The sequence below is a fragment of the uncultured Chloroflexus sp. genome, assembly GCF_937129525.1.
In the GTDB taxonomy this organism is placed as follows: Bacteria; Chloroflexota; Chloroflexia; order Chloroflexales; family Chloroflexaceae; genus Chloroflexus.
Genome location: NZ_CAKZNK010000016.1, coordinates 1 through 11,016, shown reverse-complemented (window position 1 = coordinate 11,016; position 11,016 = coordinate 1). Strand labels below are relative to the sequence as shown.

Sequence of the window (11,016 nt, the reverse complement as noted above, 5' to 3'; positions counted from 1 at the left end):
GCTGGCTGCGTTGCTGGTTAGCCAGGTGTTACCGCGCGTTAGCCTGATTGTCGCGAGGAAGGCAATAGGTGAAGTGCGCTGAGCTGATTTTGAAGAAAAATGACCTGTTGCAATTGCTGAGGAGTGGTCTTGACATATTCTGAAGAGGCAGCGCAGACGAAACCGGTCACGATCTGGTCTTCGAGCCGGGTGGTGGATCGACTGGCATGGCCGCTGGCATTGGTAGTGGGCCTGAGCTTGTTCGCAGTATTGTATCGCCGCGGCTATGATGATCCCTATATCACGTATCGCTATGCGGCAAATCTGGCTGCCGGTTATGGTTTCGTCTACAATCCCGGTGTCGCTACACTCAGTACCACTGCGCCGTTGTTCGGCCTGATCCTGGCTCCGGTGGCGCTTATTGGCTGGTCAGTGCCATTGGTAGCCAATCTGATCGGATGCCTGTGCCATGCGGCAGGCGGGCTGGCACTCTACCGGTTAGGCCATCTCTGGCGCGATCCGTTGATCGGCGCGACGGCTGCGCTGCTGTATCTGCTGTTTCCACTGCCGTTGACAACCCTGGGGAGCGAAACCTTGCCGGCAATGGCGCTTGCCCTCTGGTCGTTTGTCGCTGCCGTTCAGGGTCGGCAATGGCTGACAGGTTTGCTCACCGGTATGCTGGTCTGGCTCCGTCCTGACGGTATTCTGGTCGGCCCGTTTGCGCTGTTGATCGCGCTGCTGACGGATCGGCGCTGGCGCGATTGGCGGCGTTGGCCCTGGCGGGCTGCGCTGCTTTGGGGCGCGATTGTGGTCGCCGGAATCGGTCTGGCCTGGCTGGTGTATGGCGCGCCACTGCCATCGACCCTGTATGCGAAACAGCGGCAGGCATTGATTCCCGGTTCGTATGATTTTGTTGACCGTCTGCTGGTGACCTTGACCGGCTATTTACGCCAGCCGTTCTACTGGTTTGTCTTCGCAGTCAGTGCAGTTGGTATGGTGGCAGTATGGTGGCGGCGCTGGTGGCTGGTCCCGATCGGGTGGGCTTTCACGTATGGATTAGCGTACACTGTGTTGGGTGTCGCCGGTTATTTCTGGTATGTGGCGCCGTTGCTCATCGGCCTTGCTCCGGCATTCGGTCTCGGTATTCGGGTCTTGTTCGATGGTCTGAGCAGGATCGGTGGTCGGCGTTTGGCGTTGATCGGCCTCGCTGTGGCGCTGATCGGGTCAGCGGTCTGGCTCAGTGGTTCGGTTATGCGGATTGGTCAGCAGATCGATCAACGCCTGGTCGTCTATCGGGCCGCAGGCGAATGGCTGGCTGCTTATACCGCTCCGACGGCTACGGTGGCGACGCTTGAGATTGGGATCGTTGGCTACTATGCTCAACGGCCAATGATCGATTTTGCCGGTTTGGTTCAGCCTGACATTGCCGGTCAATTGGGGCCAGGTCACTATATTGCTGCCGCATCATATGCCATCGACCGCTACCGTCCAGATTATCTGGTTTTATACGAACACATCTTCCCTCTCCTGGCAGCTCGTCCCGATCTGGCTGAACATTGTCCGGTGGTGGCAGAGATTCCCGATCCGCGTTATCCTGCTCCGCTGACCATCCATGCCTGTCGCTGGTAAGGAAAGGCGTTGGGGGCTGCTCGTAGCAGTGCGATCTATCGGCTGGCAATGCCTTGTTAATGCTGCAGGCTGTCTGCGCTGTGATATGGGTAGCAAGTGCCTGATCTGACCTTCAGGATTGGCGTTCATCCGGCAAGCGTTCGATTACTGCTGGCGGAATGGCGTTGAACGCAACGCTATCGGAAAGATTAACCCTACCTGCCAACGAATGAACTGTGCTTCCCAATGGGAACGCCATGGTAGCCGAAGTCTGGTGAGGGCTTCATAGCTGCGCGTGAGATAAATTGCCAGCGGTGGCTTGCCCTGAATTTGTTGCAGTGCCTGTAAGGCCAGTTCGCGGGCCTGATCGGTGTCACCGTTGATCTGGGCGATGCGAGCAGCCAATACGGTATGCCAGATCTGATCGGCCCGGCTGATCCGGCTGGGGTCGGTAAACAGATTACTGGCCAGTTGCCATTCGTTTACCGCTGCCGATACATTGCCAGCGGCCAGATGGATCTCAACTGCGCTGAGACGGCCCCAGACTTGCGCTTGATGATCGCGCGCGCGTTCACCACGCTCAACTACTTCGGCTGCGCCAGCCAAAGCGTTCGTGAAGTTGCCGGTGCGTGTCTGCGCCATGCAGAGCAGGGCGCGGCATTCGAGCCAGCGTCGGGCGCTACCAGTCTGGTGAGCCAGCGTTAATCCGAGCTGCAAAGCGGCTGCTGCCCGCTTCCAGTCACCGCGCCCCAATGCAGCCAGCCCTTGCAATTGCGCCACCCGCGCAATGAGGTCTGGATCGCCTGAAGCGCGCGCCAACCGCATTGCCTTGCGTCGGTACAACGTGGCCAGAATCGGCAGCCGGTTAAGTGCCACTTCCATCTGGGCGTAGGCCTGTGCGCGCGCTGCCGGTAATCCGGCTGCTTCAGCCAGATTCAGCGCGCGCAGCGCGCTGTGCAGCATCGTTAGCGGATCGCGTTGATAATAATCGAGTTGCGCCAGAATTGTTGCCGTGCCGGCGATTTCCATTGCGTTGATGCCAGCCGGGATCATTCGGAGTCGCAGGCCAACGAGCGCAAGGAGTTGACGACCAAACTCTGCTACCACTGGCTGTAGGAGTGCCCGGCGCGTGGTTGGCAGTGGCAAGCCGAGATGCGTAAATGCGCGTTGCAGGCATTGATAGCTTTCATGCAGTCGTCCCTGACAATAGAACGCTTCGGCCAGGAGTCGTTCGCGCCGTCCCATCGTTTCGGGTGTCTGATCATCACCGATCTGTTGAGCCTGGCTCAACAGATGGATTGCGTTGCTATAATCGCCGGTATGAAGCGCAAGTTCACCGGCCCGGTCGAGATAGGGTCGAGCGCGCTGCAGTTCGCCAGCCGCCTGCCAGTGATACGCAATGGTGGTGGCGCGCGCCGGATCGTGTCCGGCAATTTGCTCTAAGTAGGTAGCCAGACGGGCATGGAGCTGTCGACGTTGGGCAAAACTCATTAGATTGTAGATCGCCTCGGCAACAGCCGCCGGTCGAAAGGCATAACGCAGACCCGGTTCGAACTGTTCCAGCGTAATCAGACCTGCCTGTTGCAGCACGAACAATTGCGCGGTCAGTTGTTGTTCGGTCAGATTGGCGGGATGAATGGCAGCCAGGATGTCCGGATCAAAATCAGTTCCGATCACGCTGGCCGCTTTTAATGTCAATTGCTGTTCAAGAGTTAATTGATCAAACCGGCTGGTAATCAATCCCTGAACAGTCGCCGGCAATCGAACCATTTGCAACGCGCTGTTGGCTGTTCCTGGCACCAGTCGGCATGTCTTTTGCTGTCTCATCAACAATCCGGCATCGCGCAGCGCTTTAGCCAGCTCAATGCTGTAGAAAGGGTGACCCTGGGTCTGCTCGGCAATCATGCGCCAGATTGCTTCATCGACCTGCTCAACTTCAAACAAGAGCGCAAGCAGATCGTGAATAGCCAGTGGACTCAGGCCCTGTAATTTGAGTTGAGTCATCGATGGATGGTAGAGCAGGCGGCACTGGGTGTCATTCTGGTTCAATGGTGGCCGTCCAGTGAGCACCAGCAGGATTGGCGCCTGCCGATCAAGCAATTCGGTCAGCAGTGACCATGTTGTCTCATCGAGCCATTGGATGTCTTCCATCACGATGACCAGAGGAGCGCGCTCAGCTACCCGGATCAACAGGTTGATCAGGGCATCGCGCAACCGTTCGGCGCTGGTTGGGCCAGGAACAGGCGGCGACGGTTGACCGATCAGCGTTGCCGGCCATAGCTCATGGGCAATTTCATACACTGCGTCGGCAAGACCGGTCAGACGCGGATCGCTGAGGAGACCGGGCAGGCCGGCTCGCAAGGTGTTGTATGGACTGCGATCGATCAACCGCGCTGTACCGCTGAGCAGGATTGCGCCTTGCGCGCGGGCCTGGTCGCTAAACGATTGCGCCAGTTGCGATTTGCCGATCCCGGCTTCGCCAGTGATGATGAGACCGCTTCCCTGACCGCGCTGGAGCCACTCGAGACGCTCGCGCAGCAATGCCATTTCACTGGCGCGTCCAATGAGCGTCTCGCTCTGCGGTTTGACGAATAGGGCAGGTTGATCGTGACCAGAGGCAGACGTGAATAGGGGCTGGAAGACGTTTACCGGCTCGGCAATGCCGCGCAGTCGCAGTGGGGGTAAGGCGCTAAAACTGAGGTAGTCGCGGCAGGCCGCTGCGGTTTCGCTATCACACAAGATCGGGCAGCCTTGCTGACGCGCCGCCTGCATTAGCCGCGCCGCCCGGTTGACGACCGATCCCATCATCGTGTATTCGCGTCGTTCTTGCCCGCCGACCGAACTGCACAGCGCCTGACCGCTGGTGACGCCAATCGTGCAGTTAAAGCCTAAATCGGCGAGCGTATTGACAATTTCATGCGCGGCTTGCAGACCGCGCAGCGCATCGTCTTCATGGGCGAAGGGCGGCAAGCCAAACGCGGCCAGCAGGGTAGGGCCTTTGTTGTCGGTGCCGAGCCGATTGATGCTGCCCTCGTAACGGTAGAGGCAGGTTTGGATGGCCCGCATTGCTGCCTGAGCGGCTGCCAGTGGTGTTTCGGCGGTGAGATCGGCTAGATGAATGAAAAGTACCGTGACATAACGTTGCTCGGTTAACCATGCCGTTTGACCGGCGTCGATCCGGGTCAGGATTGCCTTTGGTACATAAGCGCGCAGCAACTCGATCTGGTCGAGATCGAGCTGTGCCAGATTGAGCGCTTTCATCGGTACATCGTCGAGCAGGGCAGCGAGTCGCCAGTGTCCATCAGGCAGGGCGGTTGCTTCACACCAGGGTTGAACCAGCTCCCAGGCGGCAGTGGTCAGAGCGACTTCACCGGGTGGGGCTGTGGCTTCGGCAGCGCCGGCGGCGCGCACGGCTGCGCCAACGATGAGTAGTTCCCAGCGCCCAAACACCCCTCCCAGGTGCATAATCGTCACATCGCCCGCTCCGATACCCACGCGCGCGCGCAAGCGACGGGCTGTCTCGTCAATGACTTCTGTGCTCCACACCGCTGGCGACATGATCATCTGAATGGCCAGACCGCATTGCACTGCGCGTCGGGTGAGCATTGTCAATGGTTCATCGCCGTACCAGAGCGCAATCAAGCCATCACCGGCAAATTTGATTACGTCACCACCGTGGGCAGTCACGATCCGCACCAGATGGCCAAAGTAGAGATCGAGAATTTGGGTCAGTTCTTCGGTACCGTCAGGCTGAGTGTGGGTCAGATGTTCGGTGAGCGCGGTAAAACCGGAAAGGTCGGCAAACAGAATCGCTGCGGGGAAGGTCTCTTTGGCCGGTTTGAGTTGACCGTCAGCGCCAACATTGTGTAACCGGCGTCGAATCAGGCCGGGCAGATAACATGCCAGTTCAGTCAGGTTGGCCAGCATCATGGCGGTTGACCATGCGCGTTGTGATTGTTCGGCATGCGAACAATGGCAATCAGGTTTGGGAACGGTTGCGCTGCGAACATCTATCTCTGTATGCTCGATTATTGATCATGATAGATTTCTCTGCAAGTGCGTGTTGAAGCTACCTGATCAGTTCGCAACCGATCCGCTCAAGTTCGGCGCAGTGTTGTTGCCAGGAAAATTCAGCTACCACGCGGGCACGGGCGCGTTGCCCCATCGCAAAGGCTGTGACCGGATCGGTCAGCACTCGCGCAATGGCGTTGGCGAGATCGACGACATCGCCCTCGCGGAAGAGGGCGCCCTCTTCGCCTTCGCGGATGATTGTGGTCAGCGGTGGAATAGCAGTAGTGACAACCGGCAGGCCGGCGGCCATATATTCATAGATTTTGAGTGGCGACCAGAAGAACCCGGCGGCGCGCAGGGCCGGGTGAGGCGCAGTGTTAAAGGGGGCGACACCGAGGTGCGCGCGCGCCAGTAGAGCGGGTATCTGCTCGTGTGGGACAGCGCCGGTGAAGGTGAGCCGATCGCGATACGGCGCAGCGAGCGCTTCAGCGGTGGAGCGTTCCGGGCCATCACCGATCAGCGTGAAGCGGTAGTTGTTGCCGCGTTCGATCAGGATCCGCGCAGCTTTGACAAAATCACTCACTCCATGCCATGCCCGGAAGGAACCCATAAACACGATATTGGGTGGGCCCGGTGGTGGCGCTGGCGGTGGTGTAAAAGTCTCGATATTGGCGCCCCAGGGCAGCTCGACAATTTTGGCCCGCGGAATGTTGGCCGGTACCGTCGTGTGTAGTGGCGTCACGATCCGATCTGCCCAGCGGCATTGTTGTTCCGCCCAGCGCCGGAATGGCCCTCCCAGCGCATCATCGATCCGTCGTTTAAGGACTTCGGGAGGATCGACTATCAGGGCATTCACTTCGAGAATGGCCGGAATGTGCAGTTTGTGCGCCACGATCATCGCTGCGCCGGCAAAATTGTAGTAGCGCTCTATAATCAGATCGGGGCGCAACTGGCGGGCCAACCGCCAGATTGCCCCCAATCCTGATAGACTCAACGCTTTAGGGAGGTCTTGATGGTACAGAGTGAAGCCGGCATACGGCTGCCCGATCAGCTTGATCAGAGGCCGCAGACGCACATGGGTGAGCGGTAGCTCGCGACTGGCAGCGACAACATGCACTTCATGGCCGCGTTGGGCAAGGCCGCGCGCAACTTCGAGGGTATGAATGCTGCCGCCCAGGGCGCCCGGTGTTGGAATACCGGAAGCTACGTAGAGAATGCGCACAGCTACCTATAACCGTTCATAACGATCCAGATCCATTGTGATGGCCAGGGTGCCCGGCGCGGCACGTTGCATAATTTCGTGCGCCCGATCGACCTGAGAGTCCTCGATACCCACCAGCAGGGTTGTGTTGCCCCGGCGCAGAAATCCGCCGGTTGTTGCCAGCCGGGTTACCCGGAAGCCGGCGCCGACCAGTGCATCGACTCCCGCATCAGCGTGCGCATCCTCGACGACGAAGATGATAAGCTTCATACGCGCCCTTTCGCTCTCTGGTAGCTATTGCTGCCGAGATTATACGGAGAGGAGGCCTTGTCGTCAATTGTTTCCCTATTGTTGGGCAGAGTCTCGTGTGCTATGATCGAGGCAGGTAGTCTACCTGGTCAGCGGCCTGTTTCTGATTGTCGCGCGCTGGGTGGGAGGGGTGGAACGCAATGGAGCTGTTTGGAAAGGGGGTGGTCACTATGCCGGCGCCAGTCGTAACTCATCGATTTGCCGATCGGCGGGCCGCCGGGCGTGCTCTGGCCTGGGCGCTCAGTCACTATGCCGATCGTCCGGCGTTGCAGATTCTGGCTCTGCCGCGGGGTGGGGTGCCGGTAGCTTATGAAGTGGCGCAGGCGTTGTCGGCGCCGCTCGATGTCTTGTTGGTGCGTAAACTGGGTGTGCCCGGTCAGGTAGAATTGGCGATGGGCGCTATTGCCGAGCATGGGGTGCGCGTGTTGAATGATGATATTATTGCCGAATTAGGCATTCGTCCGCATGTGATCGAAGAAGTTACCGCTCTCGAACAGGCAGAGATTGCCCGTCGCGCTCGCGCCTATCGTGGTCAGCGCCCGCCGCCGGTATTGCGCGATAAGACGGTGATCATTATCGATGATGGTCTGGCTACTGGCGCAACGATGCGTGGCGCAGTTGACTGTGTCCGCCTCCAGCAGCCGCGCTGGGTTGCGGTAGCTGTGCCGGTAGCCAGCAAAGAGGGGGCGTGGTTGTTGCGCACTGTCGCCGATGATGTGATTGCAGTGATGACGGTAGAACCGTTCTACGCGCTTAGTTACTGGTATGACGATTTTCGCCAGACGAGCGATGATGAGGTGCGGCAACTGTTGCAGGCCAGTTTGCCGGCGAGCGCCGCACCCGGTGATGAGGATGCATGATCGTTGTTCGTTGCTTTGGCCCGCCTCAAATTCTGCGCAACGATCAGCCGTTAACGTTGCCACGGCGACGCAGCCGGGGCGTTCTCTTCTACCTTGCTGCCCACGATCATCCCGCGCGGCGTGAGCAGGTGTTGTCTCTTTTCTGGCCGGATCACGAGCGGAGTGCAGCTCAGCAGCTTCTCCGCTCCACCCTCTACGCTATCCGTCGGGTAGTAGGTGAGGCACTGGTAGCCGATGAGGAGTGGCTGGCACTCAACGCAACTGTTGATCTGCGCGCTTTGCGCGCAGTGATGGCCGATCCGCGCGCAGATGCTACAGCGCTGGCATCGGTGTTACCCGCTGGTGACGTTGAGCTTTTGGCCGGGTTTGGATTGCCCGATTGTGAGCCGTTTCAATTCTGGCTGGAGGGTTTGCGCGAACAGACCCGGTCGCTGGTCGGTCGGGGATGGCTGCGTTTGGCCCGTCTGTACGAACAGCGCGGTGATATATCGGCTGCGTTGGCTGCGCTTGATACGACGCTCGCGCTTGATCCATTGCAAGAGGATGTTCAGCGTGATGCGATGCGCCTGGCTTATCTGAAAGGTGACCGGGTCGGCGCAATTCGCCGTTTTGAACGCTTGCGCGATCTGCTCGATCAGGCATTGGGTGTGCCGCCAATGCGCGAAACGCAGGCGTTGTACGATGCCATCATTACCGATACGCTGGTAGCGCCGGGGCAACCGGCAATGCGCTTCCGTCCGGCGCTGACCAATGGCGGGTTGCCTTTCCTGGGTCGTGATGACGAGCTGGCCCGCTTGCAGGCAGAAACTCGCCCTGGTCGATTGCTCTTGATCGAGGGGGTTCCCGGTATCGGTAAAACCCGGCTGGCCGAAGCATTTTTGACCCGGCGCGGTGGGTTAGGCATAACCGGTATTGCCCGTGAACTTGAACAGAATTTACCCTATCACCCCATCCGAATGGCGCTGGCTGCGCTCATCTCGCGACCAGAATGGCCGTCGTGGCGCCATTCGCTCCACCTGGCGGCGATCTGGTGGGGCGAGTTGGGGCGGCTGTTGCCCGATCTGGCGCCACCGCCGGTCGAACCACCCGATGAGCCGCGGTTGTGGGAGGCAGTGACGCGCTTTTTACTTGAACTGGCCCGTCAGATGCCGATCACTCTGCTGATTGATGATCTGCAATGGGCCGATGCCAGCACCCTGGGGCTGCTCGGTTATCTTTTGCGGCGTAGCGCAGAGTCTAACCTCGTCTTGATTGCAACTGCTCGCCCACCAGAGCCGCGCAGTGCGCTTGCTCGTCTCGTTCAAGCACTGATGCGTGAAGATCGGCTGGCGCGAATAGTTATCGATCGGTTGGCGCCATCCGCTATTCTGGCTATTTCGCATCATCTCAGCCCTGCGTTCGCCCATCCACTGGCCGATTGGCTGGAACAGAGCGCAGAAGGCAACCCCTATATCATTGCTGAACTGGTGAGGTATGCGCGCGCTTCCGGCTGGTTGACCGCCGATGGGATGGTTGATCTCAGTGCGTTGTCTGCCCAGCCGATTGTGCCGCAATCGGTGTACCATCTGATTGCGGCCCGTTTGAGTCGCCTGTCAGAGCAGGCGCGGCGTATGCTTGATGCTGCGGTGGCAGTGGGCCGCGATTTCGATTTCGCTGTGGTGGCCCGGGCAGCGGCTCTCTCGGAAGAAGCGGCGCTGGATGCGCTCGACGAATTGCTAGCTGCTCGTCTGGTGATACCGATTGCCGATAGCCGGTTTCGTTTCGATCACAGTTTGACGATGGAAGTAGCGTATCGTGATGTGGGTGAATTACGCCATCGAATGCTACACCGGCGAGTTGGTGAAGCGCTGGAAACGCTCTACCGCGATCGGCTTGACGATGTTGCCGGCCAGATCGCCTTCCATTTTGCCGAAGGTGGCCTGCGCGAACGAGCGTTTACCTACGCGCTTCGCGCTGCCGAACGAGCAGCGGCACTGGCAGCCTGGCCTGAGGCGGCTGAGTTGTACTCACAGGCATTGCGTGGCGCGCCAGCAGCTCAGCGTTCGTCAATCCTGATCAAATTGGGTGAAGTTCGCCTGCAATCGGGAGCGGCGACGCTCGCTGCCGATGCGTTCCGCGAGGCGATGGCTGTGGCGCAAACGCTGCGTGATACTCTTCTGGCTCGCCTGGCGCTGGCCCGCGCACTGATTCCCCAGGGACGCTACGCCGAAGTTATTGAACTGGTTCATCGCCCCGATCCATCCGCCCATCCCAAAGAGCAGGCGACGGCCCTGTTTCTCTGGGGAACGGCGCTCTCGTTGGAGGGGGCCGATCTCGATGCCGCTGCCGAGCGACTGTTGGCTGCCGAACAGGTGTTGCGTTCCTGTCCGGAGGCCGATTGCGCTGCGCTGGCGCAGGTCTATTTCGAGTTAGGGAATATCGCCGCTCAGCAAGGCGATCTCGATGTGGCGATTGCGCGTTACGAAATGTCCCAGCAGATTGCCGACGCCGCCGGTAACGAAGCAATGACATGGCGAGTGCTGGCGCGTAACAATCAAGCGTACCATCGTTTGTTGCGCGGCGAGATTGCCACAGCCGAAACGATCATTGCCGCTGCGCTGAATCTGGCCGAAGAATGGGGATTACTGGCACTTCAGCCCTATCTCCTCTCAACTGCTGGCGAGGTGGCGCTGGCGCAAGCCGATCTGGTGACTGCAACCACACGGTTTCAGCAAGGATTGTCTCTGGCCAATCAACTTGGGATCCCCGAGCGGGTGGCCGGTTTGACCGCCAATCTCGGCCTGGTGGCATTGCGCCTTGGTGATGCGACTCGCGCCGTACATTATCTCTCGACGGCGCTGGCTCAGGCCGATAATCTCGGCGCGCGCCATCTGGCGGCGCAAATCCGCATCTGGCTGGCGCCGCTCTTGCCGGTAACTGAAGCGCAGGCGATGCTGGCTGCGGCCCAGGCTCTGGCCGAAGCTGGCGGACGGCGGCGTTTGCTGGAGGCAATTGCGGAAGTGCGCAATGCCTTGACCGGGCGTGAAACAGAGACACGGGTGGTGTAAG

At 59.5% G+C, this 11,016-nt stretch carries 6 protein-coding genes; 3 read left to right on the top strand and 3 right to left on the bottom strand.

What is annotated here, in order from left to right:
- The first annotated feature begins 129 nt into the window (after nt 1–129).
- Nucleotides 130–1,608, top strand: coding sequence for a glycosyltransferase family 39 protein (locus Q0650_RS01060; RefSeq protein WP_298814934.1), 1,479 nt, complete (start codon nt 130–132; stop codon nt 1,606–1,608).
- A gap of 144 nt (nt 1,609–1,752) precedes the next feature.
- Here the strand turns inward: Q0650_RS01060 and Q0650_RS01055 are convergent, their stop codons facing one another.
- The 3 genes from Q0650_RS01055 to Q0650_RS01045 all read right to left on the bottom strand — a co-directional run bounded on the left by Q0650_RS01055 (nt 1,753) and on the right by Q0650_RS01045 (nt 7,069).
- Nucleotides 1,753–5,517, bottom strand: coding sequence for an AAA family ATPase (locus Q0650_RS01055; RefSeq protein WP_298814931.1), 3,765 nt, complete (start codon nt 5,515–5,517; stop codon nt 1,753–1,755).
- A 139-nt stretch (nt 5,518–5,656) separates the two neighbouring features.
- Nucleotides 5,657–6,820 carry a glycosyltransferase family 4 protein gene (locus tag Q0650_RS01050; RefSeq protein ID WP_298814928.1) on the bottom strand — a complete coding sequence of 388 codons (1,164 nt, stop codon included), beginning with the start codon at nt 6,818–6,820 and terminating at the stop codon, nt 5,657–5,659.
- 6 nt (nt 6,821–6,826) lie between these two features.
- A complete protein-coding gene (locus tag Q0650_RS01045) occupies nt 6,827–7,069 on the bottom strand; it encodes a cyclic-di-AMP receptor (RefSeq protein WP_298814925.1) in 243 nt (80 codons plus the stop codon).
- Between the two features lie 179 nt (nt 7,070–7,248).
- Between Q0650_RS01045 and Q0650_RS01040 the strand changes: the two genes are divergently transcribed.
- The gene (locus tag Q0650_RS01040) at nt 7,249–7,968 is read left to right on the top strand and encodes a phosphoribosyltransferase (RefSeq protein WP_298814922.1); all 720 of its coding nucleotides are present in this window, start codon (nt 7,249–7,251) and stop codon (nt 7,966–7,968) included.
- Nucleotides 7,965–11,015, top strand: a complete 3,051-nt coding sequence (locus Q0650_RS01035; protein WP_298814920.1) for an AAA family ATPase — start codon at nt 7,965–7,967, stop codon at nt 11,013–11,015. The genes Q0650_RS01040 and Q0650_RS01035 overlap by 4 nt, the downstream gene beginning before the upstream one ends.
- The last annotated feature ends 1 nt before the right edge of the window (nt 11,016 follow it).